The following is an 18,548-nucleotide window of genomic DNA, read 5'->3' as shown; positions in this document are numbered from 1 at the left end:
TCAATAAATAATTGCTGAATCAGTTTGTTATATCAATTTTTTGCTTTGCTTTTTTCTGGCAACAGATAATATTAGAAATTTCGCAAATTGTGGTTATTTGAACTTCTCTAACGTGAGAGAAATAACCCTTTATTATACCTGAAAATATTTATGCAAGAGTTCTATCGTGAAGCTAAACGACTATCCAAAAAAGCCTGCCCAATTTTTCAGGACTAGGCTCCGTGTGGGACAAGTTATTGGCGTTGTCACAATAGTTGATTGCCGATTCTCACAAGTTGCATCTGGTTGGGGAATGGCTGGGCAATACCACTGGAAGCTGGAGAATCCGCGCGAGATTACACCGATTCCTTACATTGGTCAACTGGGGATTTTTGAAGTACCCGATGATTTGGTCATGGAGGTGGCTGCATGACTAAAACAGTAATAGCTAAGTTATCTGCGACACCCGAAAAATTCTTAGAGAAAGTGGTCAAAGCCTCACAGGGGGAATCAGTTGGATGCCTTTATCCGTACCTTGAATCCAAAAAGACATCACCAAAAATTTTAGATGTCTGCAAAAATTTTGATGACACAAAATTAAAACCAGTTCTTCCAGATGATGCCCCAATCGCTGTAGTACTATTCGCTGGTGGCGGCGGGATTGAAGCGGGGATGGTATTCGCCCAGTCATTGCCGTGGAATTCGACCCCACCAAACCAGATTTGAGTAAAGCGATCGCTCTCAACCATCACCGCAATTTCAGGGAATATGGCTGCAAAGTCATCCAGCTAACAGTGCAAGAAGTAGCACGGTTAGGATTTCTAGGTTTTCCCCGCCGCCCCGACTATCTCCATGCCTCCCCGGTATGCGCCAACTTCAGTCAAGCTCACACAGCCAAAGCGGGTAAGGGCATTGAAACGGCTGATGATCTGACGGCTGCGATCGCCTCCGGCGGGCGCTCGCGCCATCGCGGTGGCAGAAGCCATCCGACAGTTGCAGCCACGGGTGTTTACGCTGGAAAATGTGCCGCGCTATCAGAACAGTCAGAGTTTTGCCATCATCCTGAATGCTTTGGAACAAAAGGGGTACTCGGTCGATTACAGCGTGGTCAACATGGCTGACTTTGGGCTACCCCAGGCACGGCGGCGGTTAGTTCTGGTTGCAAGCAAGGATTTTCACATTGCCTTACCAACTCCCAGAAAACCAATAGGGTGGTACGAGGCGATCGCCCATCTCATTCCCATGATGACCGATTCTCAACTACTCCCCAAACAACAGCAAGCTTTGGAGAAATTTTTAGCCGGGAATGCGCCGACACCACTGCTAATAGAAAGAGTTGGGGGACGTTCACAGTCCAAATATAAACCCGGACATTTACCTTGCAATACGATATTGCGCTCACACTTCACAGATCACAAAGGTTGCAACCGTAGTAAGTTCGCTGATATCTGGTTGCCTAGTGGTACGGTCAAGTCCTTATCAATTCAAGGTGCAGCCATTTTACAGGGTTTCCCTAGCCGGTACGAATTTCCGCCGGAAGCTGCTACGGCTGGGTCAATCATCGGCTATTCCGTACCTCCTTTGTTCGCAACACAACTATTTATATCTGCACAGAGCAAATTATTAGGAGTGACTGTATGACTAACCTTGTCCAAAACTTAGAACAGTGCTGGTACACCTCTCCACCTTGGGGTCAACAAATCCCGCCCATGCTAGTCAGCCTGTTAGAGCGAGTCTATGTTAAATCTGCCAAAGCTTTTGGTTATTGCACTGGTGTGGAGTGGTCAGAACATGGCTGGAAATATGAAATCTTCGCTTGTAATACCAATATTACTGTTTTGGGAAGTTAACTTATTGCTACAGGTAACTTACAACCGAACACCAAGGAAAAACCTGTGTTTCGACTCGGTGAGTTAGTCGAGTATCGGCAACGGCTCAGGGAGGATAGGGAAAGGCGGCGACAGCAGGAAGGGACGCGCAGGCGGCGTATGCGGCTAGGATACAGTCTATGTATGGCATTGATGCTCCGTCCAACCCCCCTGCTAATGTAATTGGGAATAATAATTGCGGGGGTGTGGACGGACAACTTAATCCCTGTGATTCCTGGTGACAGCAGGTCAAGTCTTACGCTACGCTTGCGATGTTACGGGTAGCGCATGGAGTGGATTCGATCAAACAGTTCCTCTCTACGCTCATGAGTGACGAGCGTTGGTGTGTGATGATGGCAATTGATGAGCAAGCACCTGTGATGTTTGAGCAGTTGACTGCGGCGGCTCCTGATTGGGTGGAGTGGCTAGGGTGAGGTGTGAGGTTTGGGTTTGGGCGATTGCTTCAAGTAACTTAAACTGATACAGAAGTAAAGCGTGTAAATGGGGTAATAGCAGATTTGGGTTAACTTGGCGAACGGGTGTTGGTCTATGGCGTGCGTAGAGGTCAAGTGCTGGGGGCGATATTTAGGAGCATTGATATGCTAACAGCTATCTCTGACAGCTAATACCTACAAAATAAGGGTAATTTATGCCATCCTCCCAAAACTCTTGGCTAAATTTCTTCACCCCTTCAGGAGCAACTAGTGGATTATGCCATCGGATATCCTCAAAACCAACGCTTCTCAAAGCCCATTCATATGTTTGTTTGCTCAGGTAGTAGTTATCAAAGCTGACTTTGTTGCCCTCTGAGTCAATTGTCAATGTTAAGGTTAAGGGACTACCTTCTTCAAGCGGACCAAGACAACTCTTCGCAAGACCATATTTTTCACTTTTATGATAAAACTCTGGCAGCAAGTCTAAATTATTGTTAAGACCGATGAATCGACCGCCTGGTTTAAGATTGGTTGAGATGGTATGGCACATTTTCAATAGTTGATCCTTTGTTGAGGCATAATTCAGCAAAAAGGAAGCCACCACAATGTCAAAGTTTTCAATAAAGCCTACATCCATCACATCAGCGATTATATATTCAATACCGAGTGGTTGTTTATCTTCTTCAAGCCTTGCTAGTTTAATCATTTCTGAGGAAATATCTACTCCCACTAGACGTGCCGCACCATTTTGTTTGAGTAACCTAGAGTAAATTCCTTCTCCACAAGCCAAATCTAAAATTGATTTTCCACTTACATCGCCAATGAGATTTAAGTATGTATAAGTCTCAACATATATAGCAAACGGCGAAGAGCAAAATTGTTTATACTGTTGGGCTATGGAATCATATACTTGTGCCATTTTTTCCTCATCTGCTAATTATTCAAAAGTATTAAAATAAGTCTTTCTTGCACCACTTTTTTGGCAATGGTATTGTTTCTACAATATTATTCGTTTTGGTTGCATTTGGAGCCAGTTGCTCCTACCCAAACAAGTGTTAATCCAGGGTTAGCGCGTCTCAAACCCTATTGACGAATGGCACTAAGAAAAGCTGAAAGCTTGTGTAGTCCGGGTGTTGGGGGTCGGGGGTTGGGGGTTGGGAAAAATTAAGAAAACCAAATATCGAGTACGAACATAAATATTTTCCTTCTTCACTACACCCAACACCCAACACCCCACACCCAAAAGCCTTATAGGTAATTGGTTTGGCGTTATCAAGCGTGCCATTCCCCTATTGACAGAGGGATTTATGGCAGAAGTACTGAGTTTGAGAGAGCCGCAGCTAACACAGAAAGCATATAGCGATCGTTCATAGCTGCCCGTCGTGATTTTTGGCGAATACTGCGACGAAAAGACGATTCTCGCTCTAATGCATTAAGAGCAATGCGATGTAGTAAAGCAAAGTTTTGTGGACTGTGTAAAGAACGAATTCGGCATTCATCAAGAGTGGAAGGTAACATCCAATGTCCAATAAACATAATTTCCTATTCCCCAATGCTGTCAAATTGCATTAGCAATCTTGTTCGCATCATTAATAAGACTAGTAATGTAAAATTGTACTTCGTGTGTTGTTTTATTCCAATGCTGAATCGAACGTACTACCATGACTATTGTTTTTAGTTCTCCCCATAAATCTAGTTGATAAAGTCCGGGAATCTGCGACACAGGTACGGTGTAAACTGTACGTTTTTCGATGTGGTAATGTCCTTTTTCAATACGTTGACTAATACTGATATCAATATCTTTAAATCCAATGGATTGTGCTGCCTCAAACGAATTTTTTACTTGTTGATGGACTGTTGGGTGATTATCTTTCAGACTCAGAATAGAATAGCACTAAGTTAAGCGCAAAGCCATGATATAACTGGCTTTTGAGTGTGGGGTTGCAGGTATTGGGGTGTGGGGAATAAGAAGATGTTAAACTTCTTGACGCAACTAAAATTTAATTATCTTAAAAACGAACCTGCAACCCTACCCCCTACACCCTGCCCTGACTAGGTTTCATCTTTTCTTAGTGCCATTCGGATATGCAAGTAGACAACATCATAGCTATTGTTAAATCTGTTTCTACGAATGGCTATTCGGCATCGCGCTCCGCTCCCGTCCCTAAAAAGCAATCCACGCCCATACAACTTTATGGCAAAATGTCTCTGATTCGCTGATAAGTTCTTGTATTCTGGAATATCTGTTCTTTGTGGAAAGCCGAATGATTCCTATAGATATGAAACGACTCATCAAAAAAACCCTAACACAGTTCGCAAGAAAGCAGAAGTAACCCCACCACCGACTGAACCCATTGATATGCCTGAGAGCCAAAATATTCTTGAAACAGTAATTGAACCAAATTCACCTGTGTACATTGAAGACTACGCTTCCGAATCCGAATACATTTCGAACACTACCGTCCCCTCCGCTCCGTGGGTAACTCCGGGTGGCAACCGTCCGATGTGTGGCGCGAGTTGAGGGTTGATAATTTCTGTGAGTAAATTAAGTTCTGACTGAATAAAAATTAATATATCTATCATGCTAAATTACCTTCAAAAAAGCCATGAAATGCTTACTAAGCAAGAGAAATCAACACTATTTACTAGTTATTTATGGGGTTTAGCACTGATTCGGGCTTTTGAGCTTTATTGTCGAGCTTAGTTTTGATGTCTAACTAATAATTTGGCATAACAGCTACTGAAGAACCAAAATTATTAAACCTTAATGCTCCTAGAAAATTTTCTAGAGGCATTAAGGTTTCTTTAAGTTATAGAGTTGAATATAGTGCTTGAATGAAAGTCTACATCCAGAGTAGTTAGTCAATTTCACCTTTGGGTAAAGAGCAAATGAATATTAGATACAATTGTATGAAGATAAGGTTTACTAAATTCAATTGGCAATACTTGCTGATTATACGCCTCTTGCTTGGCTCACTTCGATTGCGCTTTGCTTAACAATATTTACGAAAAATGCAAGCTCCTTTCAAATGTTCTAAAGTTCATATAAATGATTTATCAGTGAAGTTTTTGACTACAAGTAAATACTCTGGAGAGAGATGTGCTAAAAATAGTTTGACGGCAAGTATGCTGTGGTTAACATCTATATATTTGTTAAGTATTGCACTTGGCATTTAAAGTCTAGATAATTCATTAAATTTAATTATTAGGGCAAGTCATGAACAAAAAATGGGCTATCAAACGAATCACAATAAATCTTGCATCAGTTGAAAGCGAAAAACTTGAAAAATATTGTGCAAGTACAGGTAGACCTGCAACTGATGTGATTCGGGAGTTGATTCGCTCTCTCTCCATAACCGAGTTGTCAGCGTCTGAACAGACTACACCTACGCTAAAATATGATGTTCCCATTCTGAAATAATGGCAATTGAATCGCTTGAGATTGTTTTTGATTATCCAGGTTAGACAACGAAATCCCCAACAACCTAATACTGCGGTTTTCCAGATCAATCGACTCAAACAGCGCTTTGGCTATCTCAAAAATCGTAGAGAGTTCGCTGACGGGAGCAAGCATTGTCTTACTGCGGGTTAGCTGCTGATAGTCAGAAAACTTAACTTTCAGAGTTAATGTGCGTCCTCGTGTTTCGTGCTGCTCTAACCGTTGCTCGACAATTTGGGCAATCTGTTCGAGTTCTTGTAACATTTGGCCGACATCACTTAAGTCTTGTGCAAACGAGGTTTCTGCACCGATGGACTTACGAACTCGATTTGCTTCAACTGGGCGGTCATCCTCTGCTCTGGCAATCTTGTAGTAATAATTACCTGCTTTCCCAAAATGGTGTGTTAAGTCAGTCAGCGATCGCTCCTTTAAGTCTGCGCCAGTATGAATGCCGAGTGAGTGCATCTTCGCTGCTGTAACTTCTCCAATACCGTGGAATTTTTCAATTGCTAGCTGCTCTACAAATACGATCGCTTGCTCTGGTAAAATAACCGTCAGTCCGTTGGGCTTGTTCTGTCCTGATGCCATTTTCGCTAGGAACTTGTTAATTGACACGCCTGCGGTTGCTGTCAACTGAGTTTCCTGGAAAATCGCAGTTTTGATGTGTCTTGCGATAGTAGAAGCGTAGGGGATATTTTGTCGGTTCTCAGTAACATCTAGATATGCTTCATCTAGTGCAACCCCTTCCACTAAATCACTGTAGCGTTTAAAGATAGCGTGGATTGCAGCAGAAATCTCTCGGTAAACGTCGAATCTCGGTCTAACAAATATCAGTCCGGGGCATTTAGCAATCGCTGTTATTGAAGGCATCGCAGAGTGAACGCCAAACTTACGAGCTTCATAACTGGCTGCTGCAACTACGCCTCGCTGATTCGGACTGCCACCGACGACTAACGGTTTTCCTCGGTAGCTAGGGTTGTCCCTTTGTTCTACCAATGCGTAGAAGGCATCCATATCAACGTGAACTATATTGACGACTTGACAGTAATCTAACGTGAGTTTGATAAATCTCTCTCTGGTTTTACTACGCAAAACCAGGGAGAGATTTCAACATTTTAGAGTAGATTTAAAAACATCTTTCTTGCCTAGCTTGCGAGGTCTTTGTTAGTGGATGCTTTGCTCTAGTCGATCGCTCCAAAGTCTTAAGATATAAGTCGTTGGACATACTAGCAAATATTCACATGCGCGATTTGAGGACAGCAGTAAGTTGTAAATTTAAATGCAGAACAACTAGCATAATAGGTATGCGACTTCAAAATGCTAGAACTATATTTCAACGTCAAGTCACTAGGGTAATCGCTCTACCCAGCCTTTTTTTGCTACTGTTTTCTGGGATTTCGCAGTGGCAAGTTAGCCGTTTGTTTTCAGCATTGCAATGGGTAGACCATACACACCAGGTAATTGGTCAGGCATACCAAACCCAGAAACTGCTAGAAGATTTGGAAACAGGATTACGTGGCTATATGCTCACGGGGGAGCAACAATTCCTGGAGCCTTATTTAAAAGCTAGTCCAATTATTGATACCGTTTTTCAAGAATTAAGTGATTTAGTGTCGGATAATCCTAGTCAAGAGCAAAATGTCCATCAACTGATTAGCCAATATGATAATTGGAAGCTTTTAGTATCTTTGCCATTGAAACGTTATCAGCTAGGCGACGAGGTATCTTTGTTAAACCTCAAAGCTCGTAAACAGCGAATGGACGTTATTTACCGTAACATTAACAATTTTATCGCCATAGAAGAACAGCTACTAGCCAAGCGCAATGAAACGGTACGTGAGACAACAATACAGCTAAGTGTAAGCAGTTTTCTTTTGGCACTGGGAATTGGCATTATTTTAACTGCATTCATTCGACGACAAATCTTGAAGGTGTCAACAACTTATGAAGGTGCTTTGAAAACTGCAATTGAGCAAACTCAAATTGTTCAACACTCTGCCCAACGCCTTGCTGATTTGCATGAAATTGATCGGGCGATTTTATCAGCCACACCTAGTAATCAAATTATACAATTTGCTCTAGAACGGTTGCGTCAACTCATAAATTGCCAACAAGCGTTTTTGGTGTTATTCGATTTAGAAACCAAAACAACTCAGGTGATTGAAAGTGTCACTGATGGCGTATTCCAGTCTGCTGAGGCTATGGCACTGCCAATGGAAGACTTTGCTACTACTGAAGTTGTACAGCAGCGACAAATTCGTTTGATTCGAGACATTGCTCAATTAGAGCAGCGATCGCCAATTCTAGAGCAAATGTTGGCGACAGGGTTGCATAGTTGCTTAACAATTCCGATGCAGATTCAGGGAGCTTTGATAGGTGAACTTTATCTTGCCAGCACTGATGTTGAGGCTTTTAACAGCGAAAATCAACAGATGGCTTGTGAAGTCACAGAACAGTTAGCGATCGCCATTCAACAATCTCAACTCCGTCAACAACTGCAAGCTTATGCCGAAGAACTAGAGCATCGTGTTTGGGAACGCACTGCACAATTACAAGAAAGTAATCAAGACTTGCAAGCTTTTAGTTACTCCATTTCTCATGACTTACGCGCACCTTTACGCACTATACAAGGCTTTGCTCAGGCATTACTAGAAGACTACGGCAGTCAACTAGATTCTTTTGGAGAAAGCTACCTCAAATATATTAATGAAGGTGCTATGCAAATGGACAGCTTAATTACTGATTTGCTGTCTTACAGCCGTCTGAGTCAAAGCGAAATCGAAATTCAACCTGTTGACTTAGCTGTTGTAGTTAACGAAGCACTCAAAAAATTACAAGAACAAATCCAGGAAAAACAGGCTCAAATTACAGTTGACATTCCTTTAGTACAGGTAATGGCTCACTATTCTACACTGATCCAAGCAATCATAAATTTGATTAGCAACGCGCTCAAGTTTGTCCAACCAGGCGTATTACCTTTAATACATATTTACTCCGAAGAGTACATCCAAGAAGATAAAAGTTGGATCAAATTGTGGGTAGTTGACAATGGTATCGGCATCGCACCAGAACATCAGGAACGTATTTTCCAAGTATTTGAACGACTTCATGGTATAGAAGTTTATCCGGGTACAGGTATTGGGTTAGCCATTATACGTAAATGTATAGAAAAAATGGGTGGTTTCTCTGGCGTAGAATCGCAGTTAAATCAAGGTAGTCGCTTCTTTTTTAGTTTACCAAAAGCTATTTTGGCGAATAACTCCATTAGCTCTTAATACTTGGGAGAGAAGACAAAGATTTGAGAATTGCTTAAGTTTATTAGAGGGAAATACTCAGTGCTTTTGGGCATTGAGACATATTTGAAGTGAATCCTAAATAAAGTTAAATAACACAATTTTAGATCAAGGAGCTACACCAATAAAGAGTCAAGTAAGTGCAAAATCTTAATTAGTTAGGAGAAGTTGCTGAGATATGAAATTGCTATTAACTACAGGCATAAAATGAATTATTCGCAAGCACAGGACACAATTTTATTAGTAGAGGATAACCCAAAAGATATTCTTTTGATCCAAAGAGCTTTTCGCAAAGCTGGCATTATTAACCCACTTCAAGTAGTGAATGATGGAGATGCAGCTGTGCTTTACCTATCTGGAGAGAAACCTTATAGCGAACGTAGCCATTATCCTTTACCAGTACTGGTATTACTCGATCTCAAACTTCCGCGCCGCTCTGGGGCTGAGGTTTTGATGTGGTTACGGCAGCAACCTATACTTAAGCGGATGCCAGTTGTGGTTCTGACTTCTTCGCGGGAATATGGGGATGTTAATCACCTTTATGACTTAGGTGTTAACGCCTATATGGTCAAACCTGTTGCCTTTAATAATTTAGTCGAAATTATCGATATTCTTAATCGGCATTGGATAGTTTTTAATGAAAAACCAAAAATGTGAACTGCGTCAATTATTTTTATTAAGCTTGTACATTATCTTTAAAGAACTCACGTTGAAATGGTATTACACATTCTTCTAATAGACGATAATCCTCATGATCGCTTGTTAGCAATTCACGCATTGGAACAAGAGTTTTCTGATGTTCAGATTAAGCAAGTTATTCGTCCAGAAGAGCTAGAGGAGGCATTATCAACAGGAGATTTTGATGTAGTAATTACTGATTATCAACTGCGATGGAGTGATGGTATAACTGTTCTGCAAAAATTTAAAAGCCGTTATCCTGAATTGCCGGTAGTAATGTTTACTAATAGCGGTTCAGAAGAAATTGCTGTAAAGGCAATGAAGTCAGGGTTAGACGATTACGTGGTTAAGTCTGCGCGTCATTATATGCGCTTACCTATAGCGGTACGTTTAGCAGTAGAACGAGCTGCAACTAAACGTAAAGTTCAAGGTCTAGAATTGCGCTTTCAAACCCTGCTCGATCAGCTAAATGTAGGAGTTTATCGGCTGACAGCAGATGATGTTTTATTAGAAAGTAATGGTGCATTTCTGTATCTGTTGGGTATAAATTCCTTGAATACAATTTCAGAAAGCCACAACCTTGCGCCTTACTTTCAGCCAGGAGATTATGCCAAACTCTTACAAGAACTCAAGCAAACTGGCGATTCACCCGAACGCGAAGTACTTTTACGGCGAGCAGATGGCAATGAAATTTGGGTGCGAATTAGTCAGACTGTGAACGCCAACGATCAGATTACAGTAATTGATGGCATCATTGAGGACATTACGGCACGTAAGCAGGTAGAGCAACAGCGAGAACAATTGCTGCAACTAGAACAAGCTGCACGGACAGAAGCAGAAGCAGCTAACCGAATTAAAGATGAATTTCTTAGCGTCTTATCTCATGAGTTGCGATCGCCACTTAATCCTATACTTGGTTGGTGTAAGCTACTTACTAGCAACCAGCTAAAAGAGCCTAAAAAAACTGAAGCTTTAGCTATTATTGAGCGCAATGCAAAACTGTTGGCTCAGATGATAGAAGACCTTTTAAATATTTCTCAACTTCTACAAGGTAAACTCAGCCTGAATATCTACTCTGTAAATTTAGTATCTGTAATTTCGCTAGTGCTAGAGAGTGTTCAGTTAGCAGCCCAAGCCAAAAACATTCAACTGCACAGTGTTTTGACACCGAATGCATGTTTTGTTTTGGGAGATCCCACTCGTTTACAGCAGGTGTTTTGGAATTTGCTGTTTAATGCTATTAAGTTTACACCTGCTGGTGGTTCTGTAGAAATTCGCTTAGAGCAAGCTGATACACAAGCCGAGATCCAAGTCACCGACACCGGTCAAGGAATTAGCCACGACTTTTTACCTTACGTGTTTGATAAATTCCGTCAAGCAGATAGCAAGACTACTAGAAAATTTGGTGGGCTAGGCATGGGGCTGGCAATTGTCAAACATTTGGTAGAGTTGCATGGTGGTCAAGTTCGGGCAGAAAGTTTTGGTGAAGGGCAAGGTAGTACTTTTACTGTCAGACTACCTTTAATGACAATGCAGACTCAAACAAATACAAACATTAAAGAGTTTGATCATCACCTAAATTTAAATGGTATTCGAGTCTTAGTAGTAGATGATGAAGTTGATTCTAAGGAATTAGCTTATTTTATACTTCAAGAGTATGGAGCCGAAGTAATAAGTGTAGGATCTCCATTTGAAGTTATTTCAACTTTGACGGATTTTCAGCCGGATGTATTAGTGTTAGATATTGGAATGCCCGAAATGGATGGCTATATGCTGCTAGAACAAATTAGAAGTTTGCCATCACAAGGAGGGCAAATTCCAGCGATCGCTTTGACAGCCTATGCCGGAAACTTGGATAAGCAACAAGCAATTTCAGCAGGGTTTCAAGCACACTTATCCAAGCCAGTAGACATTGCCCAGTTAGTAGAAGTTATTGCCGAACTTGTAAAGCTAACCTGATAGCATTTTTACCAATTCTCAATCGATCTTAGCGAGCGAGCGCTTATATTTTTTCTAGTTAATCAAATTCTTATCTAGCAAGCTTTTTGCCTTTTTATAACCATCGAACTCACGTTCAAGTTAGTAATAGCGCTGGGGTGATTCCTGAAGAGTCGCTAGTTTTGGAAACTCAGGGGGATTTGACTGTGATTGGTGCTGTTTCTGATGAGGAAAAATTTCACACACCAATTATCAAACTCATGCCAAAGGTTATCATTTTCGGCGTTGCATAAATGCGGGATGAATCAACTAAATACAGGTATTCGTCCATACTTGAGATAATGCAGTAATAAACGAATTGAATATTTAAATATCTACTAACAGCGATTGTTGAAAACGATGGGTAAGGCACGAACTTGTAATCAAATGCAAGCGCCGTCAATGAAAGCCCTGAACACGACAATCAACCCACTTGGGCTATCGCTTACGTTAGGCGCACTTTCACAAAAATACTCTACCGAGTTATTTACATCAATAGAGTATATAAATTTACTATAATCATCTTTTACCACATTTAATTTATACTTTGGCAAAAATTTATACCTTTGTATAAATACTGTAACTTTTGCTTACAGCGATCGCATGAAACGCTGCGTAAGGGCAATCACTCCTGCTATAATCCGCTCTCATCACTGCCGCTATCTTCTGATATCCCTTGACAGCATAGGTCATATTCGTGCGTTGTTTTGCTTATTCTCTGTACATCAAGGTATGCCTCATCTAGCGCAACTCCTTCCACTAAATCACTGTAGCGTTTGAATATAGCGTGGATTGCAGCAGAAATCTCTCGGTAAACGTCGAATCTCGGTCTGACAAATATCAGTCCGGGGCATTTGGCGATCGCTGTTACTGACGGCATTGCGGAATAAATGCCAAACTTACGGGCTTCATAACTGGCTGCTGCAACTACGCCTCGCTGATTCGGACTGCCACCGACTACTAACGGTTTGCCTCGGTAGCTAGGGTTGTCCCTCTGTTCCACCGATGCGTAGAAGGCATCCATATCAACGTGAACTATTTTCCTGGTTCTAGCGACAGATTCTTGTCCCAAGGTAGCTCCACCACAAGCAGTCTCGCTTTTCACGCACTATGCCACGAGCAAATTAAATCCTAAATTAGAAATCCTATAGTACACTAGCACTAGTTTGAGCCAAATGTTGCAGATATGCAAATTATTTAAAGCTTGCTTGAACTTTCTACTATCAGCCCCGATTGGTTTTTCTGTTAATGAGTAAGCGTGACAATGTGGCTCAAATTTGGTGTAGCTCCAGATGGACAATTAGTCTGTGTTGAAGATATTGGTAGTGGTAAGACTGAGCTTTTATGCCCTTACTGTTTGGTGACTCACTAGCACAAAAGAGATGACCACACAAGTAATTGACACAATATCCTTTGACATTCCCCAAACACTCACCCAGGTGGAAAGTGCTGCTATGAATATTGTTATATTTGTAGCGAATTTGCCAATATCATTATAGTGTTTATACTAGTTTAATTAACGCTAGGAAAGTGGGGAACGATGATAAAACTATCACATCTTCCGATTACTTTAGTGGGAATGCGCTTCGCTCTAGCTCCTTTATTAGTTCTCGATGCTTTAGACCATAGAACCAGTTTTTGGTTCATCATCGGTTATGTTATTGCCGTACTTTCAGACGTTTTTGATGGGATCATTGCCCGTCGCTTAAAGGTTAGTACAGCCCTACTTCGTCAAGCAGATAGCTGGGCTGATATTTGTTTGTATTTGTGTGTGGCGATCAGTATTTGGTTAGTATATCCCCAAGTAATCATCAATTTTCGAGTACCTTTATTATCCGCGATTACTATCCAACTAATATTATTCACAATTAGTTTAATCAAGTTTCAGAAATTCCCTAGTTTCCATACCTACACTGCTAAAGCATGGGGATTAGCTCTACTTACGGCGACAGTCGGGTTATTTGGTTTTGGTTACGCGAACATTCTTTGGTTTGCAATCGCGCTTTGTTGGCTCAATAGTTTAGAAGAAATTGCCATGACGTTGTTGTTACCAACTTGGCAATGTGATATTTTGAGTATCTTTCATGCAGTGGAATTACGTAAAACATTGATGCGCTCACCAACCAGTCAGGACGGAGTGTAGCTCCGTGGGATTAAAACACTTACTCCGCAAAAATTTCCAGATATTACTACTGCTGGGTGCAATCTTACTCTTTTTCACAACTCCCTTACGTAATTTACTCAATCAAGAGATTCTCTCAGTCTGGTTGCAAAGATTAGGTATTTGGGCTGTTCCCTTATTTATCTCCACCTACGTATTGGTCACAGTCTTAGGTTTGCCGATAACAATTCATACATTAACTGGAGGCGTAGCTTTTGGTTTGGGATGGGGAAGCCTTTGGTCTACATTAGCCGCAACATTGGGAGCAGTCGGAGCATTTTGTCTGACTCGATACCTATTTCGAGATTGGGCAACAGCAAAATTCGCTCAAAATAAACTGCTGGAAAAATGGCATAAAGCACTCGAACGCAATCCCTTTTCTTTAGTTCTATCTCTACGCTTTGCTCCGATTGCTCCGTTTAATATTATTAACTTTTTATTGGCACTAACCACAATCAACCTGAAGATTTATACCCTTGCAACCTTCATTGGAGTAATTCCAGGCACGATTGCTTATACCTGGTTGGGTGCTTCTGGAAAAACCGCTTTACAAGGAAGCGATGCCTCCTCGTTTATACTCGCGTCGGTTTTTTTGGTGTTTTTATCGGTGTCACCATTGTTATTTAAACCCTGGTGGAAGTAGTAGCGCTACGTTTTAGTTGAGCTATCAAAAATAATCTAATCTTGCGGTAATATGTGCGTTTTAGCCCCAAAACCTCTTATTTTCTCAATAAGCGCATAAAACTGTGAGAAAATTGACCTCGTAATTCATGCCAAATTTTGAATTTATCAAAGTCAATTTTATGAAAAAGAACTATGTTCTTCTGACTTTAGCCTTATTGATTTGCACTGCTGCGCCTCAAAAAGCTCTAGCAGATGAGGTTTGGAAAACGGAAGAATATAAAGTGGTTTATCAAGAAGATCGTAATAAAACTGCCGTGTGGCGTTATGGTAGCGATGGAGTAATCTTCATTGATGGTTTAGCAGGAGTGTTTAATGACCGAGGTTCATACAATGGCTACTGGGTACAAAAGTCTTCATCGGTACGTTGCGATACCTATAGAGAAGGGGCAGATGGGAAACCTACCTATCATTGGGGCAGATTTAAAGTCACTTTCATTGATTCAAAATTCCCCTCCCGTTGGAAAGCTGATATTAGCCTTTGCGATCGCGATCCTGTGATGACTTTAAACGGTACACCTGTTACACAATGAATATCGACCGATTGCAGTCACTTAAGCAGAAACTCACGAATGACGCAGACTTGTCTAATATCTGGCTATTTTATATGGATCATTTTGCGGATCAACCGGAATTCACTGACATGGGTGAGCCTGCCTATAATGAATATCTAGATGCTGTCCTCCAAAAAACTTGTCAGCAGATGTTTGATAGGGCAATAAAGATTAGTGACTTTTTGCTAATCTATATCGCTCCATATCATTTATTTCATGGAGCTTTCTTTCTTGAAGGACGTATTGGCGGTGTGATTTATTTCGAGGATATCAAAATTGGGTTAATTGCAGTGTCGGCAGATTATCCCCCTACCGATGCGGTTAAATATTCACGTTTTACTGAGATGATTCAACTATCGGCTCCTAATAGCAATGATTACAATTGAGAGAATCACAACTATAGATGTTTCAAGAAGTGCGTAGACTAGCAAGAATCGCAGGCATCGCATTTCTTGACAGGGCAGCCGCAGTTTTCAATTTATGTTGTTAGAAAGAGGTTTTGTTGGGTTGCAACAAGACAAGACGATTCCTCAAGAGGAGTGACTCTCACGAAAATACTCTACTGAGTTATTCATCTCAATAGAGTATATAAATTTACATTTATTACCTTTCACTAAAATTTAGTTTATACAACACCAGATATCTACACCTCTGTATAAACATTGAATACATTGTCATAACGGTAATTTTTAACACTGACTTACTTAAAGTTATTATTCGGGTTTAAAGCCTCGTTGCTGGGGTATGAATCGCCCTTTCATTGGCGGGCTGAGAAAGACCCGGCTTACCAAGTTGAAGGAAAGAGGTTCACTGCGGTTGAGGGGTAATAGGGAAAGCAGGCGAGCTAAGGGACAGTAACTCATAAAGAGATTGGTAGCTAAAGCAACGGTAGTAATCCACATCAGCCAGTGCATGTAAGGAATATAAGTGCCGATCGCGACCCATGCTACATAGGCTAGCCGTACCTGAACTGGGAAAGCAGTTAGATTGAATCGCTCAAGATAGATGAAGAGCAGAGCATGGACTGCTGAGAACCAGACTACACCCTCGTACCACTGTCGTGAAATTAAGCCAGCCAGCAGTCCCAACCAAGTCATCAGCCATAAACTCCAGACCAGTCTTTGTCTGATAGGCAAAGAAAGGGTAAGAAATCTGCGATCGCGTGACTGGTTCTTTACAAATTCACTGGCATTGGCAGGAATTTGTCCAGCCCGTTGCCGCTGTCCAATCACTAGAGCAATACCGCCCAGAACAGTGATCGCTGCTAAACCGAGCCGTAGGGTCATGGGTTCCTGGAGTAACGGGATGGCGACGAGTGCTGCCAGGATTGGCACACTCAGTTGTACTACCGCCGCCTGCGTTACTTGCAAGCCTGGTAAGGCATGATACCAAATGGCATAGCCCATCCCAGATGCGATTGCTCCGGCGGCGATCGCATAACCAACTCCAGTCAGATCCAATGTTATTTGAGGATAAGTAAACAGACTTAGAGCAATGGCAAACGGTACCGCCCGGAGAAAATTGCTGGCTGTGACCTGCGTCGGATTCGCAACTCCTTTGCCCAACAAAGAATAGATGCCCCATGACATTCCAGCGCATAGCATCAATAATGAGCTTGGCAGGGGTGGGGTTGTTACTCCTGGCAACAACAACCCAATTAATCCAGCTAGAGCCAGAATTAGCCCCATACTCTGAGACCATCGCAACCGTTCCCCCATCCACAACCCATAGCTAATCATGGTGATTTGCACTGAGCCAAACAGGAGTAAAGCACCTGTTCCAGCCGATAAGCTGACATAGGCGATCGCAAAGCAGGCAGCATAGGAAATCAGTGCCAGCGATGCGAACCAACTGCCTGCTTTGGCGATTGTCTCTCCTCGTAACCGGACTATCAGCCAAAGCACCAAAGCACCAGAAATCAAGCGAATTGAGGTGAAACTAGCGGCATCAATATTGGTATGCTTGAGCGCCATGCGGCAGAGTAGGGAGTTGCTAGCAAAGGCCAGCATAGCGAGGATGGTCAGAATCAGAGTGCGTGGAGGTGGCATATAAGTATTTTCAACTAAAATATTTTGAAATTCAGTATGGAATAAAACATTTTAGGTTATTGCTGAAAAAAGTCAGAGGTTGTGCTGGGTTACAAAGATAGCGATCGCTCATTTTGCAGGGTTGAAAGCGATCGCCAGCTAATTATGTGCAGTAGCTCTTAGATACCTCTAATAGCTCTGCTTGCCGAGTAATTCCAAACTGGTTGAAGACTTCTAAAAACTTAGCATGGCTGACTCCAGAGCCAACGAACGTCCATTTATAAGACCGTTCTTGAATGGCTATGATTTCTTGCTTCTCAGATTCGGTGAAGGTGCGACCCGTTGCTCTGGCAAGGCTTTCCAGATCCAGTTTCACCTGCATCATTAGACCTCCGTTGAGGAACTCGATCAGTTTGAAGAAATCGTCTACCCCGGCTTCGATTTCGTCAGATTCCAACTCTTGTACTAACTGCTCTACCATCAGGGTATCCAGAGTCGTGTGCTGGGCTTCTTCCAGCCAGTGATTCCGTAGCAGGCTGCAAAACTGTGGATCTAAGCTTTCACTGGAGTTATCGCGGACACTTGCCAGGTAGTGATATTGGGTCATCCACTCAATGTAGAGGATAATCAACACCACACCCAAAGGACGATGCTCAAGCACAGCATTGGCAATGTCTTGCACGGGGCCGATACCTTCACAGCGACAACCAAAACCAATTTCAAACTCTTCGGCAAAGCGGCGGAACAAGTAAATGTGCTTACTCTCTTCTTCAGCAAAGTGAAGCAGGGCTTGGGTGGCAGTGATGTTTTCCAATCCTGTCGTTTTCACATGGTTGATTACACAGGGAACGATGAACTCTTCTACCAGACCAAATAGGTGCAAATAGCTATTGCCACGAATCTGGTTGAGAACTAGTTTTTCAGCTTCATTCAGGCAGGAAATTTTATTCACTTGCGCCAAAGCTTCTGGTAGAAATCGCTTACTGAAATCTAGGCGTTTGTCGCCACCGATGATGTCTTCAATCTTCCAGTTGACTTTGGTTGCACGGAGAAGGGATTGTTCGTAAGCTTGATTGGGACTGGGTAAAGTGGTAGTCATGGTTATTCTTCTGATGAATGCTTGTTTGTTGTTCTATAACCAGGTTATTCAGCCTACCGTCCTGAAATCGTCCGCAAATCATTTGAGGATCGTTCAGTAGCTTTACAGCGTTCCTTTAAAGCTTGATTAAAGGCAAGATAGGCTCCAGTCCATCTTGCAGAAAATTACTTAAATCTCGGCTCAATACCGTATGAACATTGCTGCAATCAGGAGCAAGATATTTTGTATTAGTGTGTTAAATAGCGCACTTTTCCGGGAATTCTAGATAAGACCTTAAAAATTTATCACTCAGAGGTAGCTAACCCAAGTTGATCCAACCTATGCAGTTCACTTTAAGAAACAGCAGATTAGGTTAACC

The 18,548-nt window shown here is 41.9% G+C and carries 22 protein-coding genes; 16 read left to right on the top strand and 6 right to left on the bottom strand.

Going from position 1 to position 18,548, the window contains the following annotated elements:
- Window positions 1–223 precede the first annotated feature (223 nt).
- From IQ274_RS25130 to IQ274_RS36730, 7 genes are all read left to right on the top strand, one after another.
- The gene (locus IQ274_RS25130; RefSeq protein ID WP_228058353.1) at window positions 224–412 is read left to right on the top strand and encodes a hypothetical protein; all 189 of its coding nucleotides are present in this window, start codon (window positions 224–226) and stop codon (window positions 410–412) included.
- On the top strand, window positions 409–705 hold the full coding sequence (locus IQ274_RS36740; RefSeq protein WP_228058352.1) for a hypothetical protein: 297 nt from the start codon (window positions 409–411) through the stop codon (window positions 703–705). Before IQ274_RS25130 ends, IQ274_RS36740 begins: the two co-directional genes overlap by 4 nt.
- Window positions 675–1,100: a hypothetical protein gene (locus tag IQ274_RS37780; RefSeq protein WP_322745321.1), complete on the top strand. Its 426-nt coding sequence runs from the start codon at window positions 675–677 to the stop codon at window positions 1,098–1,100. Before IQ274_RS36740 ends, IQ274_RS37780 begins: the two co-directional genes overlap by 31 nt.
- Window positions 985–1,620: a DNA cytosine methyltransferase gene (locus tag IQ274_RS36735; protein WP_322745324.1), complete on the top strand. Its 636-nt coding sequence runs from the start codon at window positions 985–987 to the stop codon at window positions 1,618–1,620. Before IQ274_RS37780 ends, IQ274_RS36735 begins: the two co-directional genes overlap by 116 nt.
- Window positions 1,617–1,829, top strand: a complete 213-nt coding sequence (locus tag IQ274_RS25120; RefSeq protein WP_194143801.1) for a DUF1392 family protein — start codon at window positions 1,617–1,619, stop codon at window positions 1,827–1,829. The genes IQ274_RS36735 and IQ274_RS25120 overlap by 4 nt, the downstream gene beginning before the upstream one ends.
- A 45-nt stretch (window positions 1,830–1,874) precedes the next feature.
- Window positions 1,875–2,030 carry a hypothetical protein gene (locus IQ274_RS25115; protein ID WP_194143800.1) on the top strand — a complete coding sequence of 52 codons (156 nt, stop codon included), beginning with the start codon at window positions 1,875–1,877 and terminating at the stop codon, window positions 2,028–2,030.
- Window positions 2,031–2,140: 110 nt separating this feature from the next.
- A complete protein-coding gene (locus IQ274_RS36730) occupies window positions 2,141–2,281 on the top strand; it encodes a hypothetical protein (RefSeq protein WP_228058351.1) in 141 nt (46 codons plus the stop codon).
- Between the two features lie 175 nt (window positions 2,282–2,456).
- On the opposite strand, the gene IQ274_RS25105 is transcribed toward IQ274_RS36730, so the two are convergent.
- Together IQ274_RS25105 and IQ274_RS36725 are read right to left on the bottom strand one after the other, a co-directional pair.
- Entirely contained in the window at window positions 2,457–3,200 is a 744-nt protein-coding gene (locus IQ274_RS25105) for a class I SAM-dependent methyltransferase (protein WP_194143799.1), read from the bottom strand.
- Window positions 3,201–3,586: 386 nt separating this feature from the next.
- Window positions 3,587–3,817 carry a hypothetical protein gene (locus IQ274_RS36725; RefSeq protein WP_228058350.1) on the bottom strand — a complete coding sequence of 77 codons (231 nt, stop codon included), beginning with the start codon at window positions 3,815–3,817 and terminating at the stop codon, window positions 3,587–3,589.
- Between the two features lie 1,681 nt (window positions 3,818–5,498).
- Here IQ274_RS36725 and IQ274_RS25095 point away from each other — a divergent pair.
- The gene (locus IQ274_RS25095; protein WP_194143798.1) at window positions 5,499–5,702 is read left to right on the top strand and encodes a CopG family transcriptional regulator; all 204 of its coding nucleotides are present in this window, start codon (window positions 5,499–5,501) and stop codon (window positions 5,700–5,702) included.
- Here the strand turns inward: IQ274_RS25095 and dinB are convergent.
- Entirely contained in the window at window positions 5,673–6,812 is a 1,140-nt protein-coding gene (gene dinB / locus IQ274_RS25090; RefSeq protein WP_228058349.1) for a DNA polymerase IV, read from the bottom strand. The two genes, IQ274_RS25095 and dinB, sit on opposite strands and share 30 nt — an antisense overlap.
- Before the next feature lie 212 nt (window positions 6,813–7,024).
- Between dinB and IQ274_RS25085 the strand changes: the two genes are divergently transcribed.
- The 4 genes from IQ274_RS25085 to IQ274_RS25070 all read left to right on the top strand — a co-directional run bounded on the left by IQ274_RS25085 (window position 7,025) and on the right by IQ274_RS25070 (window position 11,922).
- Entirely contained in the window at window positions 7,025–8,995 is a 1,971-nt protein-coding gene (locus IQ274_RS25085) for a CHASE3 domain-containing protein (protein ID WP_194143797.1), read from the top strand.
- Between the two features lie 225 nt (window positions 8,996–9,220).
- Window positions 9,221–9,670, top strand: coding sequence for a response regulator (locus IQ274_RS25080; RefSeq protein ID WP_194143796.1), 450 nt, complete (start codon window positions 9,221–9,223; stop codon window positions 9,668–9,670).
- A gap of 57 nt (window positions 9,671–9,727) precedes the next feature.
- Window positions 9,728–11,650 carry a response regulator gene (locus IQ274_RS25075; protein ID WP_194143795.1) on the top strand — a complete coding sequence of 641 codons (1,923 nt, stop codon included), beginning with the start codon at window positions 9,728–9,730 and terminating at the stop codon, window positions 11,648–11,650.
- Window positions 11,651–11,736: 86 nt separating this feature from the next.
- Window positions 11,737–11,922 (top strand): hypothetical protein, encoded by a 186-nt coding sequence (locus IQ274_RS25070; RefSeq protein ID WP_194143794.1) that lies wholly within the window; start codon window positions 11,737–11,739, stop codon window positions 11,920–11,922.
- A 380-nt stretch (window positions 11,923–12,302) separates the two neighbouring features.
- On the opposite strand, the gene IQ274_RS25065 is transcribed toward IQ274_RS25070, so the two are convergent.
- Window positions 12,303–12,773, bottom strand: a complete 471-nt coding sequence (locus tag IQ274_RS25065; RefSeq protein ID WP_322745320.1) for a DNA polymerase IV — start codon at window positions 12,771–12,773, stop codon at window positions 12,303–12,305.
- A gap of 435 nt (window positions 12,774–13,208) precedes the next feature.
- Here IQ274_RS25065 and IQ274_RS25060 point away from each other — a divergent pair, with 435 nt between their 5' ends.
- The 4 genes from IQ274_RS25060 (at window position 13,209) to IQ274_RS25045 (ending at window position 15,450) form a co-directional block, all read left to right on the top strand.
- Complete coding sequence (locus IQ274_RS25060) at window positions 13,209–13,811, top strand: CDP-alcohol phosphatidyltransferase family protein (protein ID WP_194143793.1); 603 nt, start codon at window positions 13,209–13,211, stop codon at window positions 13,809–13,811.
- A 4-nt stretch (window positions 13,812–13,815) separates the two neighbouring features.
- Window positions 13,816–14,472, top strand: coding sequence for a TVP38/TMEM64 family protein (locus IQ274_RS25055; RefSeq protein ID WP_194143792.1), 657 nt, complete (start codon window positions 13,816–13,818; stop codon window positions 14,470–14,472).
- 160 nt (window positions 14,473–14,632) lie between these two features.
- The gene (locus IQ274_RS25050) at window positions 14,633–15,043 is read left to right on the top strand and encodes a hypothetical protein (protein WP_190938091.1); all 411 of its coding nucleotides are present in this window, start codon (window positions 14,633–14,635) and stop codon (window positions 15,041–15,043) included.
- Entirely contained in the window at window positions 15,040–15,450 is a 411-nt protein-coding gene (locus IQ274_RS25045; RefSeq protein ID WP_194143791.1) for a hypothetical protein, read from the top strand. Before IQ274_RS25050 ends, IQ274_RS25045 begins: the two co-directional genes overlap by 4 nt.
- 327 nt (window positions 15,451–15,777) lie before the next feature.
- Here the strand turns inward: IQ274_RS25045 and IQ274_RS25040 are convergent, their stop codons facing one another.
- Complete coding sequence (locus tag IQ274_RS25040) at window positions 15,778–17,112, bottom strand: DMT family transporter (RefSeq protein WP_194143790.1); 1,335 nt, start codon at window positions 17,110–17,112, stop codon at window positions 15,778–15,780.
- A gap of 142 nt (window positions 17,113–17,254) precedes the next feature.
- Window positions 17,255–18,190: a hypothetical protein gene (locus tag IQ274_RS25035; RefSeq protein WP_194143789.1), complete on the bottom strand. Its 936-nt coding sequence runs from the start codon at window positions 18,188–18,190 to the stop codon at window positions 17,255–17,257.
- Window positions 18,191–18,548 lie beyond the last annotated feature (358 nt).

Source organism: Nostoc sp. LEGE 12447, from assembly GCF_015206985.1.
Lineage (GTDB): Bacteria > Cyanobacteriota > Cyanobacteriia > Cyanobacteriales > Nostocaceae > Nostoc.
This window is presented reverse-complemented; position numbering and strand designations above follow the sequence as displayed.